Origin of the sequence: Micromonospora sp. NPDC005979, from assembly GCF_040614415.1 — a bacterium.
Classification (GTDB): domain Bacteria; phylum Actinomycetota; class Actinomycetes; order Mycobacteriales; family Micromonosporaceae; genus Micromonospora.
This window is the reverse complement of the sequence record NZ_JBEXUR010000012.1, coordinates 197,751-217,140: the sequence shown is the minus strand read 5'-3', so window position 1 is coordinate 217,140 and position 19,390 is coordinate 197,751. Positions and strand designations below refer to the sequence as shown.

The window sequence follows — 19,390 nt, the reverse complement described above, 5'->3', positions numbered from 1 at the left end:
TCATGGCGATCTTCCGCAGACTCCGCTCCACCTTCTTCTACCGGACCGCCCCTGACGGCCTCGGTCGGACGGCGTCCGTTCCCACGGCGCGTACCGCCGAGGAGGCCGCGCCCACGGCGAGTCTGGATCCGTCCGCCGAACCACGCTGCTTCGGAACGGTGCCGAACGTCGCGTACAGTCCCCGCCCGACGCGTGACCCTGCGGGCCATCTGGTGCCGGGCACGGGCCTGCGCAAGTTCGTCGACGCGCTGCCCGTACCCGGCGAGCAGGCGCTGCCGGTGGCGGTGCCCGACACGATCAGCTACCCGGGCTGCGACTACTACGAGATCGGGCTCCAGGAGTACGCGCAACGCCTGCACCGGGATCTGCCGGTCACCCGGCTACGCGGCTACCGACAGCTCAACCTGGGCACCGACCCGTCGGGCCACAACACGGTGGCGCCACCGGAGCGGCCCTGGCATCTCGGTCCGATGATCCGCGCTCGGCGGGGCCGACCGGTCCGGGTGAAGTTCATCAACCAGCTTCCCACCGGCCGGGCCGGCGAGTTGTTCCTGCCGGTCGACGAGACGGTCGAGGGTGCCGGTCTCGGGCCGCTGGACGGCCCGGCGCCGTACCCGCAGAACCGGGCGGTGCTGCACCTCGCCGGGGCGCAGACCGGCTGGACCAGCGCGGGCAACCCGGGACACTGGATCACCCCGGCCGGGGAGATCACCCCGTACCCGACCGGGACCGGCCTCACTCCCGTGCCGGACATGCCGGCGCCCGGCGCCGGCGCCACCACGCTCTACTTCCCCAACGAGCAGAGCGGCCGGCTGCTGTCGTTCCACGACAACACCCTCGGGCTGGCCCGGCTCACCGTCTACGGCGGGCAGCTCGCGCCGTACCTGCTCACCGACCCGGTCGAGGACGAACTCGTCGCCGAGGGGGTCCTGCCGACCGAGCAGGTGCCCCTGGTGATCGAGGACAAGACGTTCGTGCCGGACGACACCCAGCTGGCCGCCGAGGATCCGACCTGGGACCGGGAACGCTGGGGCGCTCGCGGCAGCCTGTGGTACCCCCACGTCTACCAGCCCCGGCAGAACCCGTACCGGTCCGGCGGGCGCAACCCCACCGGCCGGTGGGACTACGGTCCCTGGTCGCGCCGTCCGGCGCCGGACGGCGGTCGGGACGACACCGGACCCACCGTGGACGGTTGGCCGATGGCCGAACGGATCGCCGGCGGGCCGCCGCTGACCGGTCCGGGGCCGGTGCCGAACCCGCACCACGACCCCGTGGGCGGTGGCGCCGAACCACCGCTGCGCCCCGGGGTGCCGCACCCGTCGGCGGTGCCCGCGGCGTACGGGGACACCCCGCTGGTCAACGGTGTCGCCTACCCGTACCTGCGGGTGCGTCCCGCCGTGTACCGCCTGCGCATCCTCAACGCCTGCCTGGACCGCAGCCTCAACCTCCAGCTCTACCGGGCCTGCTCGGACGCGCCGATGTGGACCGACGACGGCAACCTGGCCGACGCGGACGCCGGCGAGGTGCCGATGGTGCCCGCCGTACGGTCGGCGGACCGACCGTCCGGTTGGCCGTGCGACGGGCGCGAGGGCGGGGTGCCCGACCCGCGGGCCACCGGACCGCAGTTCGTCCAGATCGGCAACGAGGCCGGGCTGCTGCCCGCCCCGGTGGTGCTGCCGAACCGGCCGATCGGCTACCGCTACGACCGGCTCGACCCGACCGTGCTGAACGTCGACGGGCACACGCTGCTGTTGGCTCCCGGTGAGGGGGCCGACGTGCTCGTCGACTTCTCCAGCGTGCCGCCGGGCAGCACGCTGATCCTCTACAACGACGCCCCGGCGCCGCTGCCCGGCTTCGATGAGCGCTACGACCAGCACACCGACGCGCCGGACCGCACGGCCCAGGGCGGTCCGCCGCCCACCGAGCCGGGGTACGGCCCGAACACCCGTACCCTGTTGCAGTTCCGGGTGGCCGGCACGCCCGACGGGCCGTACGACCTGGAGATGCTGCGTCAGCGACTGCCGGTGGCGTACGCGGCCAGCCAGCGCCCGCCGATCGTGCCGCAGCCGGCGTACGACCCGGCGTTCGGCAGCCGGACCACGACCGAGACGGTCGTCTCCGCGCACGCGGACACGGTGACGTTCACGCCGCCGGCGGGCACCGGTCCGGTGACCCTACCGATCGAGGTCAAGGCCGCGCAGCAGGTCTTCGAGCCCGGTCACGGCCGGCTGGCCGGGCGTCTCGGGGTCGGTCATCCGCACACCGGGCCGCTCGCCCCGGCGACCCTGCCGCTCGGGCCGACCGATCCGGTGACCGAGGTGCTGTTCGCGGCCGACCCGGCCATACCGGTGGGCGCGCCGACCGACGGCACGCAGCTCTGGCGGATCAGTGGCAACGTGCGGCAGACCGAGCCGCTACGCTTCGGCGGCTGCGACGTGCAGATCGTCAACCGGGTGGGCTGGGACGGCACGCAGCGCCCCCCGCACCCGGCGGAGCTGGGCTGGAAGCAGATCGTCCGGGTCAACCCCCGCGAGGACGTGGTGGTGGCGCTGCGCCCGGTCGCCCCGGCCCTGCCGTTCAAGCTGGGCGACAGCCTGCGGCTGCTCGACCCCGGCCGTCCGGCCGGCGCGCGGACCGGGTCGACGCCGGTCAGCCCGACCGACGGGCGACCGGCCGTGGTCGTCAACCAGATGGTCAACCTGGGTTGGGAGTACCGCTGGCACAGCCAGCTCGCCGGCCATCGCGACCTGGGGATGAGCCGACCGTTGGTGCTGCGGGTGACGCCGCGGGCGCCCACCGGACTCACCGCCACACCCGTGCCCGGCTCGGCCACCGCCCTACCGGCGATCGCCCTGACCTGGACCGGCAACGGCGGACGCCCGCCCGCGACGAGCCACCTGCTGCAACGGGCCACCGACGGGTCGTTCGGCGGCGACGTCACCACGATCACCGTCGCGGCCACCGCGACCCGCTACACCGACGCGACCGTCACCCCCGGCGTCACGTACCACTACCGGATCCGGGCGGAGAACGAGGTGAGCTACTCGTCCTGGTCGAACAGCGTGCCCGCCTCGGTGCACCTCGCCGCGCCGGGCGGCCTGATCGCGGCGATCCCGCCCGCCGCGCCGCTGCGGGTGGCGCTGCGCTGGACGAACCGCTCCTTCGCCACCGGCATCGACGTACAGCGGGCCACCAACCCGACCTTCACCAGCGGGCCGGGCACCACCGCGATCGGGGTCGGCGACAACCACCTCGACACCACGGCCGCGCCCGACACCACGTACTACTACCGGGTCCGCACCACGTACCTGGGCGCCGCCTCGGCGTGGTCGACGGTGGCCGCGGCGAGCACCCCGCCCGCGCCGGGCACCCCCGGCGAGGTGAACGCCACCGCGAGCGCGCCGGGCCCGGACACCGCCACGGTGGTGCTGGCCTGGACGGCGAACACCCCGGTCGGCCCGGGCGCCGGGTTCATCGTGCAGCGGGCGCTGGACGCGTCGTTCGCCCACGAGGTGGCGACCTTCACGGTGACCGGTCGCGGCTTCACCAACACGGGCCTGGCCCGGGGCGTGACCTACCACTACCGGATCCGGTCGTTCAACGTCGTGGGCAGCTCGCCGTACACCGGTCCGATCCCGGTCACGACGCCGCCGTGACGGGCGGGCGCGGCGCGGCGCGGTGCGGCTCAGCGGGTGGGCGCGCGTAGGCCGGCGCTGCCGGCGCGCAGCTCGGCCAGGGCCGAGGCCACGCCGTGCAGGAGGTCGGTGGCCTCGGTGAGTCGGTCGGCGGCCGGGTGGGTGGGCTCCGGGCGGGCGTCCTCGGCGAGATAGCCGGCGGCGGCGACCACCAACCGCTCGTACGCCGCCACCCCGCCCTCCAACTGGGCGGTCAACGCGGCGTACGCGTCGGCCAGCGGCGTCCGGGCGTCGGTCGGCGCGAGCCGCACGGCCCGTTCCACGCTGGCCACCCGGTTGGCGAGTTCCCGCAGCGACCGGTCGGCGTCAGCGGCCTCCCGCACGGCCGGCTCGGCCAGCCCGGTGAGCCGGGGCGCCATCCCCGCCAGGGTGAGCGAGGCACGGTCCAGTCGCGCCCACTGCTGCCCGGCGGTGGTGCCACGCAGCGCGACCCGGCTGCGCACCCGGCGTACCTCGGCCAGCACGCCCGAGCCGACCGGCAGTCGCTCCACAGCGGCCACCAACCGGGCCCGGGACCGGGCGGCGGCCTCGGCCGGGTCCAGCGCCGGGGGCGCGGGCCGGGCGGCCAACGCCCGCAGGTCGATCCAGCGCCAGGCGGCCAACGCCAGCGCGCTGCCCGCGGCGCCGGCCCAGGCCGCGTCCGGCAGACCGAGCCCGGCGTACGGCGTCAGCACCGCCGTGGCCCCACCGAGCCCACCGGCCAGTACGCTCCACCGCCGGGCGGACCGGCGTAGCCGACCCAGTTGACGGAAGTAGCGCGTCCGCTCGTCTGCCACCGAAAGACCCCCTCGGACCGGCCGTTCAGCCGGCGGCGGTCGGGTCGCCGGTGCCCCGCTCGCGGGCCATGCTGGCGCGCAGCTCGTCCAGCCGGGCGGCGGCGGTCGGGTCGCCGCCCGGGCCCGCCTGCTCGGCCTGCGGGACCGCCGGGCGCTGCGCCGTGCCGCCGAGCTGCTCCCCCGCCATGCTGGAGCGGATCTGCTCCAGCCGGGCCGAACCGGCCGAGTCGATGGTCGCCTTCTGGATCTCCAGCATCCGGCCCTCGACGGAGTTGCCGGCCAGCTCGGCGCGGCCCATCGCGTTGGCGTACCGGCGCTCGATGCGGTCCCGCACCTCGTCCAGGGAGGGGGTGTTGGTGGGTGCGGTCAGCGACGACATCGACTCCAACGAGCGGGCGACGGTCTCCTGCATCTTGGCCTGCTCCAGCTGGCTGAGCAGCTTGGTGCGCTCGGCGAGCTTCTGCTGGAGGATCATCGAGTTGTTCTCGACGGCGCGGCGGGCCTGTGCGGCCGCGCCGAGCGCCTGGTCGTGGAGGGTCTTCAGGTCCTCGGTGGCCTGCTCGGCGGAGACCAGCTGGGTGGCCAGGGCCTGCGCGGACTGCTCGAACCGCCCCGCCTCGGCCTCGTCGCCCTTGGCGCGGGCCTGGTCGGACAGCACCAGGGCCTGCCGGGCGTTGCCCTGGAGCCGCTCGACCTCGGACATCTGCCGGGACAGCTTCATCTCCAGCTGACGCTGGTTACCGATGACGGCGGCCGCCTGCTGGACCAGCGCCTGGTGCTGCCGCTGGGCATCCTCGATGGCCTGCTGGATCTGCACCTTCGGGTCGGCGTGCTCGTCGATCTTCGCGCCGAAGAGCGCCATCAGGTAGTTCCAGCCCTTGACGAACGGGTTCGCCATCTCCGCGGTATCCCCTCAGTAGCGTCGCTCCACCGCGGTCGGGCCGGATTGCGCCGACCGACCGCGACCCGGCCGGTCTCCATCGTCCCAGCCGAACGCCAGCGCGGCATCCGTACCGGGCGCACGACGGGCACCGTCGGCTCCTGCGGGCAACCCTACGCGGCCGGGGCCACGTCGCCCATGGGCAACGGACGCACGGCGCTCAGGCGGCGCAGACCACGTCCCGGTCGCGCTCGGTGGGCCGGACCCGGGTGCTGCGCAGCGTCGCCCGCAGCGGGGAATCCTGCCGGACCGACACCGCGACCTTGCCGTCGGAGGTGACCTGGCGGACGCCCCGGTTGGCGGCCTTGCGCACGGCGGCCGGCGCGACGGCCTCGGCCGGCTCGTCCTGCATGCCGACGAGCACCCCGGCGGGCATCTGCTCGGCGAGCGCCACGGTGTCGCTCACCTCGCGGAGAAGTTCGGAAAGGCGGGCACCGAGCGCGTCACAGATCGCGGCCAGCAGCTCGCTGGACGGCTCCTTGTGCCCGCGCTCGATCTCGGAGAGGTAACCGAGGCTGACATTGGCGGCGGTGGACACCTCACGCAGTGTGCGCTGCTGTCCCTGCCGGCGCGCCCGCAGTGCGTCACCGATCACCCGGCGTAGCAGGACCATCGCACCTCCCCCTGAGGGATACCTCACGCCCGGCGTCGGGCAGCCGGTCGCGGCGGACCGCGCCGGCTCCGAGCGTCGGAGCCTTCCCGCAACCGTACCCGCTGCGCGCCCCGGCGACATCCCACCCCGCCCGTCGGATCCTGGCGGGACGGCTCACCGACGCCCCGCGCCGGCCGTACCCAGACCGTCCCGGACGCCTCCAGCGGCCGCTCCCGAGCCGTTCCCGGCGGCCGTCTTCGCGCCGGCGGGGACGGCCTCGTCCGTTGTCTCCGGGCCCGCGACGGCGGCCTCGTCGGCGGCCTCGTCGGCGGCGTGGATGTGTTCCGCGAGCAGCCGCAGCGCCTCGATCACGGCGGCCGAGCGTACGTGGTCCCGCCCCCCGTCCAGGTCGAGTTCGCGGACCTCGACGCCGGTCGGGCCGGCGACCGCGACGTAGACCAGGCCGACGGGCTTGCCGTCCTGCGGCTCCGGGCCGGCGACCCCGGTGGTGGCGAGCCCCCAGTCCGCTCCGCAGCGCCGCCGACCGCCCTCGGCGAGCGCCGCCGCCACGTCGGGATCGACCGGTCCGCGCTCGGCCAGCAGGTCGGGCGGTACGTCGGCGAGCGTGGCCTTCAGTTCGGTGGCGTAGACGACCAGCCCGCCGCGGTAGATCCGGCTGACCCCGGCGATCTCCACGATCGACGCGGCCAGCAGCCCGCCGGTGAGCGATTCGACGGTGGCGAGGGTCTCGTGCCGCTGCGACAGGCTGTGCACGACAGCCGCCGCCGCGCTACCCGTCGCGTTCTCGTCCCGCTGCATGATCCCGTCCTTCCCCACCCGCCGACCCCCAACCCTCCCGGCCGAACCCCGTCGATCATGAAGTTAGCGCCCCGACACGCCGGCCCGAGGGGCGACAACGTCATGATCGACGCGCCGAACCGGGGCCGGGGGGTTAGGGGTGGGGGCGGCGGAGGCGGAGGGCCTGGAGGATGTAGTCGAAGCCGGTTGCCACCGTGACCAGGACGGCGGCGCCCATGATCCAGGGGCCGACGGCGGCGAGGGCGGTCGGCATCGGCCAGAGATACCAGGCGATGGCCAGGATCTGCAGCGCGGTCTTGATCTTGCCGCCACGGCTGGCCGCGATCACACCGTGCCGGATCACCCAGAACCGCAGCCCGGTGATGCCCAGCTCGCGGACGAGGATCAGCGCCGTCACCCACCAGGGCAGCCGGTCGTACCAGGAGAGCAGCACCAGGGCCGCGCCGGTGAGCGCCTTGTCGGCGATCGGGTCGGCCACCTTGCCGACCGAGGTGACCAGCCCGAACCGGCGGGCGATCCAACCGTCCACCAGGTCGGTCGCCGAGGCCACCGCGAAGATCAGGCAGGCCGCCATCCGCCAGCCGGCGTGGGTCATCCCCGACACGATCACCGAGGCGGCGAAGACCGGCACCAGCACCAGCCGCAGCGCGGTCAGGGCGTTGGCCGCGTTGAGCACGGGTACCCGCGCGACCACCCGGGCCGGCGTCGACTCCGTCGCCCCGGTCACCGTCTCGCTCCGCTCGGGCCGCCGTGGCGTTCCCGACACCGCACCACCTGGCTCCCCCGCTCCGTCCGGGCCCGCCGTCACCGTGCCGCGCCGGGCGCCGCGGAGATCATCTCATCCGGCACCGCGAGCAGATCCACCCCTTCGGTGCCGGTCACCGTGGCCCGCACCAGGTCACCCGGGCGCAGCGCGGCCAGGTCGACCCCGCCGTCGACCGGGGCGACCAGGGTGGTTGATCCGTCCACCTCCGGCGCCTGGTGCGCGGCCCGTCCCTCCACCACGCCGTCCACGATCGCGTCGACGAGCACCTCGACGGTCGAGCCGAGGCGGTCCTCGGCACGCTGGGAGCAGAGCTCGTCGGCGAGCGCGCTGAGCCGGTCGTACCGCCGCTTGATGGTCGCGGCGGAGACCTTGCCGGGCAGTCCGGCGGCCTCGGTGCCGTCCTCGTCGCTGTAGTCGAACATGCCGATCGCGTCGAGCCGGGCCTCGGTCAGGAACCGGGTCAGCTCGTCGACGTCGGCGCGGGTCTCGCCGGGGAAGCCGACGATGAAGTTGCTCCGCGCGCCCGCCTCCGGCGCGAGCGCCCGGGCGCTCGCCAGCAGCTCCAGGAACCGGTCGGTGGAGCCGAAACGCCGCATCCGGCGCAGCACGGGCTCGCTGGAGTGCTGGAACGACAGGTCGAAGTACGGGGCCACCCCGGGCGTACCGGCGATCGCCTCGACCAGCCCGGGCCGCGTCTCGGCCGGCTGGAGGTAGCTCACCCGCACCCGGACGATGCCGGACACCGCGGCGAGCTGCGGCAGCAGCTTCTCCAACGCGCGCGGATCGCCCAGGTCCTTGCCGTACGAGGTGGAGTTCTCGCTGACCAGCACCAGCTCCCGTACGCCGGTCTTGGCCAGCCACTCCGCCTCGGCGAGCAGCTCGTCCGGGGTACGCGAGACGAACGCCCCACGGAACGCCGGGATGGCACAGAACGCGCAGCGCCGGTCACAGCCGCTGGCGAGCTTCAACGACGCGACCGGGCCGGTGTCCAGTCGACGGCGCAGCACCTGACGCAGGTGCGCCGGGGTGTGCTCGTCGGTGTCGATCGCGGCGCGCGCCACGGTGCCGTGCCCGGGCAGGGACACGCCGCTGTCACGGCGCTTCACCGGCGTCAGGGGCAGCAGCTCGCGGCGGTCCCGCGGCGTGTGCGCGGTCACCTGTTCACCGGCGACCACGGCGTTGAGCCGGGCGGCGATGTCCGGGTAGTCGTCGAAGCTCAGCACCGCCTGCGCCTCGGGCAGACTGTCGGCCAGCTCCTTGCCGTACCGCTCGGCCATGCAGCCGGCGGCCACCACCTTCGCGCCCGTCCCGGCGGCGGCGAGCAGCGTCTGGATGGAATCCTGCTTGGCCTTCTCCACGAAGCCGCAGGTGTTCACGACGACCACGTCGGCGCCCTCGCCGTCGGTGCTCACCTGCCAGCCGTCGGCGTGCAGCCGGGCGGCCAGCTCCTCCGAGTCGACCTCGTTACGGGCGCAGCCCAGGGTGAGCAGGGCGACGCGACGGCCCTCGGCGTTGTCGGGAGCGGATGCAGAGGTGGCAGACACCATCCGAGGGTACCGGGCCGCTCGCGGTAGCCCACGCACGCGGGCACGCTGGCCGGCCGGGACGTCCCGCCCGCGAGGGTCGGTCACCGGGTCACGGCGGTCGCCCGGGTCAGGGCGTCGAGCAGGAAGACCTCGGTACCGGCCAGGCCCGTGCAACAGAAGACGGAGACCTGGTCCGACGTGGTCCGGCCGGGAACCGCGCCCGCCAGGATGCCGCCCAGGTCCCGAAGCCGTCCGGCGTACGCGGGCAGCGCCGCGAGCATCGGCGGTTGGTAGTCCGCCGCCTGGGCCGGCGAGTCGGTGACCAGCAGGTCGGCGGCGTCCAGCAGGTCGGTGCCGAACTCGCTGCGGTCGTGCTGTTTGAAGCCGACCGTGTTGACGTGTGTGCCGGGGCTCAAGTCGGAGGCGCTCAGCACCGGCGTGCGGCTCGTGGTGGCGAGCACCACGATGTCCCGGCCGGTGACGGCCGCGCCGGGGTCGGCGACCGCGCGGGCCGGCACGCCCAGTTCGGCGCGTACCCGGGTGGCGAAGGCGTCCCGGCGCGCCGTCGAACGGCTGTGCACCACCACCTCGCGCAGCGGGCGCACGGCCGCGGCGGCCCACACCTGGGTCCACGCCTGCCGCCCGGAGCCGATCACGCCGAGGGTGGTCGCGTCCGGCCGGGCCAGCGCGTCCACCGCGACGCCGCCCAGTCCACCGGTACGGCGGGAGCCCAACTCCTCGCCGACGGCGACGGCCCGCACCGCCCCGGTGGAGGCGTCGTGCAGCACGACCAGTTGCTCTCCCTGGGGGTGGCCGAACGTGTCGTACGAGCGGTAGCCGTACCACTGGCCGACCAGGTGCCCGGCGGTGAGAACCATCCGCCCGCCACCGAGCGGGGCCGCGGCCCGGGGTGGGGCGACCAGGCGCCCCTCGTACGCGGCCACCAGGGCGGCCCGCATGGCGTCGACGGTGGTGGCGGCGTCCAGGGCGGCGGCGACCTCGGGGTCGGCATAGAGCAGGGCCATACCGTCATAGTGAAAGTTGAAGCAAAGTAGAGGTCAATGCTGTGGTGGCGTGGGTCACCGTCCCAGGCCGTCAGCCGGTGCTAGCGTCGGCCGTGGTGGCCCCGGACGCGGTGGTCACTCCGGACGAGCGGTGGGCGTACCCGGTCAGGCCAAGACGCCCCGGCAGACTGACCCGACTCGTCCTCGTGAGGTGAACGATGGCCTGGCTCGTACTCGTGATCTCCGGGCTGCTGGAGACGGCCTGGGCCGTCGCCCTGGACCGAAGCGCCGGCTTCAGCCGGCTGCTCCCCTCGGTGGTGTTCGTGGTGGCCCTGGCGCTGAGCATGGGCGGTCTGGCGTACGCGCTGCGCGACATCCCGGTCGGCACCGGGTACGCCGTCTGGGTCGGTATCGGCGCGGTGGGCACGGCGCTGGTTTCAATGGTGGCGCTCGGCGAGTCGGTGAGCCCGCCCCGGATCTTCTGCCTGCTGCTGGTGGTCGCCGGCGTGGTCGGCCTCAAGATCTTCCATTGACGACCACGCGTGGCGAGCGCCCACAGTGGGTAGTGATCGATTCGTCACGACAGGCTCTCATCCGGAGGACGACATGGCCGACATGCCCACCACCGCCCGCCCGCGCAGCAACGCCGCCCGCATCCTCACCATCGTGGGTTTCGTCTTCGCGGTGCTCGCCCTGCTGCTCAACCCGATCATCTTCGGCGTGCTCGGCATCATCGCCGGCATCGTCGGCGCGGTCCTGGGTGACAAGCCGCTGGGCTGGTACGCCGCCGCGGCCAGCGGCGTGGCCGCGATCATCGGCCTGGTGGTCGTCGCGGCTCTGATCAACAACTGACCCACCCCGACGTCACGGGCCCGCCGGATACCGGCGGGCCCGTCGTGTGTCCGGGGTCGCGAGTGGTCAGTCCACGTCGCCGCGCAGGCCGACCAGGACCTCCTCCAGCTCGTCCGGCTTGACCAGCACGTCGCGCGCCTTCGACCCCTCGGACGGCCCAACCACCCCACGGGTCTCCATGAGATCCATGAGTCGGCCCGCCTTGGCGAAACCGACCCGCAGCTTGCGCTGGAGCATCGAGGTCGAGCCGAACTGCGAGGTGACCACCAGCTCCACGGCCTGCACCAGCAGATCGAGGTCGTCGCCGATGTCCTCGTCGATCTTCTTCTGGCTGTCCTTGGCGGGGGCCAGCACGTCCGGGCGGAACTCCGGCTCACGCTGGTCCTTGCAGAACTTCACCACGTCGGCGATCTCGCGCTCGGTGACCCAGGCGCCCTGGATGCGCACCGGCTTCGAGGCGCCCATCGGCAGGAAGAGCCCGTCACCCCGACCGAGCAGCTTCTCCGCGCCCGGCTGGTCGAGAATGACCCGCGAGTCCGCGAGGGACGAGGTGGCGAACGCCAGCCGGGACGGCACGTTCGCCTTGATCAGACCGGTCACCACGTCGACCGAGGGCCGCTGGGTGGCCAGGACCAGGTGGATACCGGCGGCCCGGGCCAACTGCGTGATCCGGACGACCGAGTCCTCGACGTCACGCGGCGCGACCATCATCAGGTCGGCCAGCTCGTCCACGATCACCAGCAGGTACGGGTACGGGCGCATCTCCCGCTCGCTGCCCGGCGGGGCCTTGATCTCGCCGTTGCGCACCTTGCGGTTGAAGTCGTCGATGTGCCGGACCCCGTTGGCCGCGAGGTCGTCGTAGCGCATGTCCATCTCGCGGACGACCCAGTCCAGCGAGTCGGCCGCCTTCTTGGCGTTCGTGACGATCGGCGTGACCAGGTGCGGGATGCCCTCGTAGCCGGTCATCTCGACCCGCTTCGGGTCGATCAGCAGCAGCCGCACCTCGTCCGGCGTGGCCCGGGTGAGGATCGACACCAGCAGGGTGTTGAGGCAGCTCGACTTGCCCGCGCCGGTCGCGCCGGCGATGAGGATGTGCGGCATCTTGGCGAGGTTGGCCACCACGTAGCCGCCCTCGATGTCCTTGCCGAGCGCCACCACCATCGGATGGTGGTCGCTCGTCGCCGCCCGCGAGCGCAGCACGTCGCCGAGGGCCACGTTCTCCGGGTCGGTGTTCGGGATCTCCACGCCGACCGCGCTCTTGCCCGGAATCGGGCTGAGGATCCGTACGTCCGGCGACTTCACCGCGTACGCGATGTTGCGGGAGAGCTGGGTGATCCGCTCGACCTTGACGCCGTGGCCCAGCTCCACCTCGTAGCGGGTGACCGTCGGACCACGGGTGAAGCCGGTGACGGCGGCGTCTACGTCGAACTGGTCGAAGACGCCGGTCAGCGCGGCGATGACCTCGTCGTTGGCCTTGCTGCGGGTCTTGGGCGCGGCCCCGCCGCTGAGCATGTTGGCCGGCGGCAGGGTGTAGTCGCCGGCCAACCCGGTCAACGCGAGCTGCTCGGCGCGGGTGGGCGCGGGCGAGTGCTCGGGCGGCTCGGCCGGCTTGCGGCTGGCCGGCACCTTCGCCGGGGCCTTGCGCGGCAGGACCATCGTCTCCTGGAGGTCGGCGCCCTCGGTGTCCTCGAAGTCGTCCGGGTCGATCGGTGGCGGCATCCGCTTCGACGGACGCCTGCGCGCGGGCCGCGCGACCGGCTCGTCGTCCTCCTCGGTGGTCTCCGGGGGCGCGACCAGCCCTCCGGCGAGCAGGCCGAGCCGCTCCGGAATCTTGTTGATCGGCGTCGCGGTGACCACCAGCAGACCGAAGAGCAGGAGCAGGACCAGCAGGGGTACGGCCACCCACGCGGTGACCGCCCGTTCCAGCAACCCGCCCACGCCGGCGCCGACCAGGCCACCGGCGAAGTCACGCTCCACGGTGTCCACCGGGTCCTGACCGATCTGGAGCAGCGCGGCGGTCGACACCAGCAACGAACCCCACCCGATCAGCCCTCGGCCCCGGTGCTCCGGATCGGCCGGCTGACGCATGAGCCGCCACGCCCCGATCATCAGCAGCACCGGCACCACGACGGAGATCGCGCCGAGGAACAGCCGGACCGTGTCGGCCAGGCGGGCGCCCACCGGGCCCGCGCCGGAGAGCCACAGCGCCACGGCGCTGAGCAGGGCCAGCCCGAACAGGAGCAGTCCGGCACCGTCGCGGCGGTGCTCCGGGTCCAGGTCACGGGCGGAGGCGGCCTGCCGGCCGGCGGCCCGCACCGCCCACCCCATCCCGTGCGCCAGCCCCATCCACAGTGCACCGACAGCGCGGCCCACGTAGACGGCAGGGCCCGGACGGGCGGGTGTGGTGCGACGCCGTACCGGTGCCCGGGTCTTCTTCGCCGGTTGACGGGCACGGCTGTTGGTGCCACCGCGCGGCGACGCGCCGCGTCGCCGGCTCGCCTGAGAGGTACGGCCCGCCATAGAGTCACGGTAACGGTGGGGCCGGGCAGATCGCCGCTTTTCCGGGTCGTGTCCGCGCGTCGCAGCACGGACCCCGCCGCCGGTCGTGATATCCGCCTCAGAAGGGATGCCCGATGGCGTCGCCGGGAATCGAGGACGATCCGCTGGCCGGGCACCCCGGTGCGGTACGCCCGCTGACCGGCGAGCTGATCGCCGCGGTGCTCGCCGCGCGCGGCCGCCCGGTCGGCCGTGCCCCCGACGGTGACCTCGTGGGACGCTTCGACGACAACCTGATCTGGTTCCTGCGCCTCGGCGCCGATGGTGAGCTGCTCCAGGTCCGCACGATGGTCGCGCCGACCTTCGGGATCGAGCGGGTACCCGACCTGTACGCCTTCTGCAACGCGTGGAACCACGACCGGCTGTGGCCGAAGGCGTTCGTGCACGTCGACGACGCCGGCCGGGCCCGGATCCACGGTGAGGTGATCACCGACCTGGAACGTGGCGTCACGCCCCACCAGCTCGACCGACTGCTCGACTGTGGCATCACGACCGGCTGCCAACTCGCCGTGGCGGTCGGTCGCCTTCCCGGCGCGGTGTCGACGTGACCGGCCGGGAGGAGACCACGGGCAGCCGTACCGACCGGGTGCACGCGCCCGCCGACGGGGACGCCGGCCGGAGTGTCGGGCAGCGCGTCCCGGCGTTGGTGACCGCGCTCGCCGACGCGCGGGACCTTCCCGACGGGTCGGGCCGGCTGGCCGCGCTGGAACGGGTCGCCGAGCGCGCCGACGCCGCCGGGGACGCCCGGTCCGCGCTGGACGCGAGGTTCGCGCTCATCGAGGCGTACCTACTGCACGGCGAGCGGTGGCGGATCGTCGAGCCGGTACGGCGCTGCCGGGCCGCCGCCGACCGGTGGCCCACGCTGCTCGGCGACGCCGAGACCGTGCTGCTGACGCGCTACCAGCGGTACGCGGTGGAGGCGCTGCTCGGCACCCCGCGGGTGGGGCTGGACCAGACCCGACTGCTCCTGGCCGACCTGGCCGAGCGGGTGGGAACGGACGGGCTCGACGGGCCGACCGTCGCCGAACTGCGCTGCCGGATCGCCGACCACCTGGGCGACGAACCCACCGCCCGGCACTTCTACCGGCAGTGGGCGGGTACGCGTGGCGGTCCGGCCGGCGGGTGCCCCGGCTGCGCCCCGGCCCGCCGCGCGGAACTGCTGGCCGGCTGGGGCGAGTGGCAGGAGGCCCGCGCCGAGCTGGAGGCGTACGACACCGACGCCCCCGCCTGCACCGACCAGCCCGAGCGGGCGCTGGTCGCCGGAATGCTGCCACGGTTACGGCTCGGCGAGCCCGAGGAGGCCGCGGCGGCGCACGTGCGGGCGTACCGGCGGCACCGGCGCGAGCGCGCCGCGTTCGGGCATCTGGCGACCCACCTGCGGTTCTGCGCGCTCGGCGGGCATCTGGAGCGCGGGCTGGCCATCCTGACCGAGCAGCTGCCCCGACTGGACCGGCCCACCGACGACCTCGCCGCCATGGAGTTCGCCGCGGCGGGCGCGCTGGTCTGCGGGCTGGCCGACGAGGCGGGGCTGGGCGAGCGACGGGTGCGCCGCCCGGCGTACGGCGAGCGTCCGGCCACCGAGCTGGACACCTCGACGCTCGGCGCGCTCCTGCTCGGCCTCGCCACCGACCTGGCCGGCAGCTTCGACGCCCGCAACGGCACGGGTCACCAGTCCGGAAGGATCGCGGCCTGGCTGGCCGAACGTCCCGCCGCGGCGGCGGTGCCGCTGCCGAGTGGCGGCGACGTCGCCGACGAGGAGGACGACGCCGATCCCGGGCCGGATCGGGAGTCCGAGCGGGAGCTGATGGCGCTCACCACCGACCTCATCACCGCGACGCTGGACCGGCGCGGCGACCGGTACCTGGTCGACGACGACGGCACGGTGGTCGGCCGGTGGGGCGCCGCCGTGATCCAGTTCCGGCGGGCCGGCGAGCGGGGCGAGGTGCTGCACACCCGGGCGATGGCCGACCGTCGCCTGCCGGCCACGCGACGGTCCGAGGCGTACGCCTTCTGCAACGCGTGGAACCACGACCGGCTGCTGCCCAAGGCGTACGCGCACGACCTGGACAGCGAGATCGTGCTCGCCGGGGACGCGGCCACCGACCTGGCGCACGGGGTCGCCCCGGCACAGTTGCGGGTGCTGGTGGACGCCGCCATCGCGACCGGCGTCGCGTACGCGGAGGCCGTCGCCGCCCTTCCCTGACCCGCGAGGGGGCCCGAAGGTCGCGGCCCGACGGGTGACTGTGCGACTTCCGACAGCACGCAACCGGACGTGCGCAACGGCTGTGGTACCTCCGTGGCCCGCCACCGAATCCGGGCCGGTCACCGACATCCACGGGGGACGTCGGCGACCGGCCCGGTCACGCGTGCGTCAGACTTCGACGACGGTGGGCACGATCATGGGCCGCCGTCGGTACGCGTCGTTGACCCACCGCCCCACGGTCCGCCGAACGATCTGCTGGAGCTGGTGCGGGTCGGTGATGCCGTCCGAGGCGGCACGGTTGAGCGCCTCGGTGACCAGCGGGATCACCGGGTTGAACGCCTCCGGGTCCTCGGAGAAGCCCTTCGCGGACAACGTCGGACCGGCGACCACCTTGCCGGTGACCGAGTCGACGACGACGGTCGTGGCGATGAACCCGCCGTCACCGAGGATCCGCCGTTCGGTGAGCAGCGACTCGCTGACGTCACCGACGGCGAGGCCGTCGACGTAGACGTACCGGCTCTTCACGTGCCCGACCAGGCTGGCGCGGCCCTCGACCAGGTCGACGACGTCGCCGTCCTCGCAGATCACCACCCGGTCGGCGGCGACCCCGGACTCGATGCCGAGCCGGGCGTGGGCGCGCAGGTGACGCCACTCGCCGTGCACGGGCATCAGGTTGCTGGGCCGGACGACGTTGAGCAGGTAGAGCAGTTCGCCGGCGGGGGCGTGCCCGGAGACGTGCACCTTCGCGACGTCCTTGTGCACCACCACGGCGCCAGCCCGGGCGAGCCGGTTGATGACCCGGTAGACCGAGGTCTCGTTGCCCGGCACCAGCGAGGACGCCAGCACGACGGTGTCCCCCGGGGCGATGGTGATGTGCCGATGGTCGCCGCTGGCCATCCGGCCGAGCGCGCTCATCGGCTCACCCTGCGACCCGGTGGACATCAGCACGATCTGGTCCGGAGGGAGCGTCGTCGCCTCCTCGATCCCGATGACCAGGCCGGCCGGGATGTTGAGCAGGCCGAGGTCGCGGGCGATGCCCATGTTGCGGACCATGGACCGGCCGATCAGGGCGACCTTGCGACCGTGCTCCAGCGCGGAGTCGAAGACCTGCTGCACCCGGTGGACGTGCGAGGCGAACGAGGCCACGATGATCCGACCCTTGGCCTTCGCGAAGATCGAGTCGAGCACCGGTCCGATCTCCCGCTCCGGGGTGACGAAGCCGGGGATCTCCGCGTTGGTGGAGTCGGAGAGCAGCAGGTCGACGCCCTCGGCGCCGAGCCGCGCGAAACCGGCCAGGTCGGTGATCCGGCCGTCCAGCGGGAGCTGGTCCATCTTGAAGTCGCCGGTGTGCAGCACCAGGCCGGCCGGGGTGCGGATGGCCACCGCGAGCGCGTCCGGGATGGAGTGGTTGACGGCGAAGAACTCGCACTCGAACGGGCCGAGCCGCTCGCGGCCGCCCTCGCGCACGGTCAGCGTGTACGGCTGGATCCGCCGCTCGGCCAGCTTCGCCTCGACCAGGGCGAGGGTGAACTGCGAGCCGACCAGCGGGATGTCGGGCTTGTGAGCCAGCAGGTACGGAACCGCGCCGATGTGGTCCTCGTGGCCATGGGTCAGCACGATCGCCTGCACGTCGGCCAGCCGGTCCAGGATCGGGCCGAAGTCGGGCAGGATCAGGTCCACGCCCGGCTGCTCGACGTCGGGGAAGAGCACCCCGCAGTCGACGATCAGCAACTTGCCGTCGTACTCGAAGACGGTCATGTTCCGACCGATGGCGCCGAGCCCGCCGAGCGGGATGATCCGCAGGCCACCTTCCGGCAGCGGCGGGGGTAGTTCCGCCTCGATGTGCGCCTCGGTCACGCGTCCACCTCATTCTGCGACGCCGTCACTCGGCGTCCATCGTGTCGTTCGATCATTCGGGTAGCTCCAGGCCCGCTGCCGCGAAGTCCGCGCGCAGCTGGGCGATCTCGTCGTTGGTGGCGTCCACGAGCGGGGGCCGCACCGGGCCGGCCGGCAGGCCCAGCGATGCCAGACCGGCCTTCACCAGGATGGTGCCCTGGGTACGGAAGATGCCGGTGAACAGCGGCAGCAGCCGCCGGTGCAGGGCCAGCGCGGTGGGCATGTCCCCCGCGTCGTACGCCTCGATCATCTGTGCGGTCAGCGCCCCGGTGAAGTGCGTGGAGGTGCCGACCACGCCCACGCATCCGACAGCCAGCGCCGGCAGGGTGAGCGCGTCCTCGCCACTGTAGTAGGCGAGGCCGGTCCGGCTGGTCACCCAGCTGGTGGCGATCAGGTCGCCCTTGGCGTCCTTGACCGCGACGATGCGGCCGTGGTCGGCGAGCCGGACCAGTGTCTCGGTGTCGATCGGCACGCCGGAGCGGTGCGGGATGTCGTACAGCATCACCGGCAGTCCGCTGGCGTCGGCCACGGCGGTGAAGTGCCGCAGCAGCCCGCTCTGCGGCGGCTTGTTGTAGTACGGCGTGACCACCAGCAGACCGTGCGCGCCGGCCTTCTCGGCGGCGGCGGCCAGCTCGATGGTGTGCCGGGTGTCGTTGGTGCCGACACCGGCCACCACCCGGGCACGGTCACCGACGGCCTCGACCACGACCCGGATCAGGCGTTCCTTCTCCGCGTCGGTGGTGGTCGGCGACTCGCCGGTGGTGCCGTTGACCACCAGCGCGTCGTTGCCCTGTTCGTCGACCAGGTGGCTCGCCAGAAGGGCGGCGCCGTCGAGGTCGAGTGAGCCGTCGGCGGTGAAGGGGCTCACCATGGCCGTGAGCACCCGCCCGAAGGGGCGGGACACCGGTCGGGCGGCGGCGTCGGGGTGGTCCTGCGTCATACCCTCCAACCTAGCGGACGACCAGCCGGAGCCCGCCGGGGAAGGGCTCAGGACGCCTCGTGCGGGCTGGCCGCCACCTCGGTGCCGTCCGGCAGGGTGGTGATCACGAAGTCGGCGAAGACGTTCGGGGCGACCCCCTGGAGCTGACGCAGACACTCGACGGCCAGCTCGCGGATCTCCACGTCGGCGTGCTCGGTGGCCCGCATCGCGACGAAGTGCCGCCAGGCCCGGTAGTTGCCGGAGACCACGATCCGGGTCTCGGTGGCGTTCGGCAGCACCGCGCGGGCCGCCTGCCGGGCCTGCTTGCGGCGCAGCGTCGGGTTCGGCTCGTCGGAGAAGCGCTGCTCCAGACCCTCCAACAGCTCCGTGTACGCCCGCACGCTCGCCTCGGCCGCCTCGACGAACTTCTTGTGCAGCTCCGGGTCGTCGGCGATGACCGCCGGCTCGACCATGGCCGCGTCCCGCTCGGGGACGTACCGCTGCGAGAGCTGGGAGTACGAGAAGTGCCGGTGCCGGATCAGCTCGTGCGTGAAGGAGCGGGACACCCCGGTGAAGTAGAAGGTGACCGAGCCGTGCTCCAGCACGCTCAGGTGACCCACCTCGAGGATGTGCGCCAGGTAGCCGGCGTTGGTGGCCGTGGCCGGGTTCGGCTTCTTCCAGGACTGGTAGCAGGCCCGCCCGGCGAACTCGGCGAGCGCCTGGCCGCCCTCGGCGTCGGTCGACCACGGCACGTCGTCCGGGGCCGCGAACTGGGTCCACGCGATCAACTTGACCTGGGGCTGCACCATCTCCGGCATGCCTGGGACTGTAGTGGCCGGCGGCCCC

15 protein-coding genes, 1 pseudogene and 1 riboswitch are annotated in these 19,390 nt (G+C 73.5%); of the genes and pseudogenes, 5 read left to right on the top strand and 11 right to left on the bottom strand.

The features are described 5' to 3' along the window. The first annotated feature begins 2 nt into the window (after positions 1-2). Entirely contained in the window at positions 3-3,656 is a 3,654-nt protein-coding gene (locus ABZ272_RS21315) for a hypothetical protein (RefSeq protein ID WP_355051676.1), read from the top strand. A gap of 29 nt (positions 3,657-3,685) precedes the next feature. Here the strand turns inward: ABZ272_RS21315 and ABZ272_RS21310 are convergent, their stop codons facing one another. The 7 genes and pseudogenes from ABZ272_RS21310 to ABZ272_RS21280 form a co-directional block, all read right to left on the bottom strand. Beyond that, entirely contained in the window at positions 3,686-4,471 is a 786-nt protein-coding gene (locus ABZ272_RS21310; protein WP_355051675.1) for a hypothetical protein, read from the bottom strand. 25 nt (positions 4,472-4,496) lie between these two features. Then, positions 4,497-5,369, bottom strand: coding sequence for a PspA/IM30 family protein (locus tag ABZ272_RS21305; RefSeq protein ID WP_355051674.1), 873 nt, complete (start codon positions 5,367-5,369; stop codon positions 4,497-4,499). A 202-nt stretch (positions 5,370-5,571) separates the two neighbouring features. Further along, positions 5,572-6,024: a helix-turn-helix transcriptional regulator gene (locus ABZ272_RS21300; protein WP_355051673.1), complete on the bottom strand. Its 453-nt coding sequence runs from the start codon at positions 6,022-6,024 to the stop codon at positions 5,572-5,574. Between the two features lie 315 nt (positions 6,025-6,339). After that, positions 6,340-6,822, bottom strand: a pseudogene (locus ABZ272_RS21295) (CinA family protein); the annotation flags it as partial. 133 nt (positions 6,823-6,955) lie between these two features. Then, a complete protein-coding gene (gene pgsA, locus ABZ272_RS21290) occupies positions 6,956-7,549 on the bottom strand; it encodes a CDP-diacylglycerol--glycerol-3-phosphate 3-phosphatidyltransferase (protein ID WP_355051672.1) in 594 nt (197 codons plus the stop codon). A gap of 77 nt (positions 7,550-7,626) precedes the next feature. After that, a complete protein-coding gene (gene rimO / locus ABZ272_RS21285) occupies positions 7,627-9,135 on the bottom strand; it encodes a 30S ribosomal protein S12 methylthiotransferase RimO (protein WP_355051671.1) in 1,509 nt (502 codons plus the stop codon). 80 nt (positions 9,136-9,215) lie between these two features. Then, on the bottom strand, positions 9,216-10,139 hold the full coding sequence (locus tag ABZ272_RS21280; RefSeq protein WP_355051670.1) for an ornithine cyclodeaminase family protein: 924 nt from the start codon (positions 10,137-10,139) through the stop codon (positions 9,216-9,218). A 92-nt stretch (positions 10,140-10,231) separates the two neighbouring features. Next, positions 10,232-10,303, top strand: a riboswitch (guanidine-III (ykkC-III) riboswitch). 33 nt (positions 10,304-10,336) lie between these two features. Here ABZ272_RS21280 and ABZ272_RS21275 point away from each other — a divergent pair. Together ABZ272_RS21275 and ABZ272_RS21270 are read left to right on the top strand one after the other, a co-directional pair. Further along, positions 10,337-10,651 (top strand): SMR family transporter, encoded by a 315-nt coding sequence (locus ABZ272_RS21275; protein WP_355051669.1) that lies wholly within the window; start codon positions 10,337-10,339, stop codon positions 10,649-10,651. Between the two features lie 73 nt (positions 10,652-10,724). Then, a complete protein-coding gene (locus ABZ272_RS21270; protein ID WP_355051668.1) occupies positions 10,725-10,970 on the top strand; it encodes a hypothetical protein in 246 nt (81 codons plus the stop codon). A gap of 66 nt (positions 10,971-11,036) precedes the next feature. Here the strand turns inward: ABZ272_RS21270 and ABZ272_RS21265 are convergent, their stop codons facing one another. Beyond that, on the bottom strand, positions 11,037-13,490 hold the full coding sequence (locus ABZ272_RS21265; RefSeq protein ID WP_355051667.1) for a DNA translocase FtsK 4TM domain-containing protein: 2,454 nt from the start codon (positions 13,488-13,490) through the stop codon (positions 11,037-11,039). A 113-nt stretch (positions 13,491-13,603) separates the two neighbouring features. Here ABZ272_RS21265 and ABZ272_RS21260 point away from each other — a divergent pair, with 113 nt between their 5' ends. Further along, positions 13,604-14,074: a YbjN domain-containing protein gene (locus ABZ272_RS21260; RefSeq protein ID WP_355051666.1), complete on the top strand. Its 471-nt coding sequence runs from the start codon at positions 13,604-13,606 to the stop codon at positions 14,072-14,074. Positions 14,075-14,172: 98 nt separating this feature from the next. Beyond that, positions 14,173-15,729: a YbjN domain-containing protein gene (locus ABZ272_RS21255; RefSeq protein ID WP_355051704.1), complete on the top strand. Its 1,557-nt coding sequence runs from the start codon at positions 14,173-14,175 to the stop codon at positions 15,727-15,729. Positions 15,730-15,897: 168 nt separating this feature from the next. On the opposite strand, the gene ABZ272_RS21250 is transcribed toward ABZ272_RS21255, so the two are convergent. From ABZ272_RS21250 to thyX, 3 genes are read right to left on the bottom strand one after another with little or no spacing between them, the layout of a single operon-like run. Continuing rightward, entirely contained in the window at positions 15,898-17,586 is a 1,689-nt protein-coding gene (locus ABZ272_RS21250; protein ID WP_355051665.1) for a ribonuclease J, read from the bottom strand. A gap of 52 nt (positions 17,587-17,638) precedes the next feature. After that, a complete protein-coding gene (gene dapA, locus ABZ272_RS21245) occupies positions 17,639-18,565 on the bottom strand; it encodes a 4-hydroxy-tetrahydrodipicolinate synthase (RefSeq protein WP_355051664.1) in 927 nt (308 codons plus the stop codon). A gap of 47 nt (positions 18,566-18,612) precedes the next feature. Then, positions 18,613-19,353 (bottom strand): FAD-dependent thymidylate synthase, encoded by a 741-nt coding sequence (gene thyX, locus ABZ272_RS21240; RefSeq protein WP_210786506.1) that lies wholly within the window; start codon positions 19,351-19,353, stop codon positions 18,613-18,615. Positions 19,354-19,390: the final 37 nt, after the last annotated feature.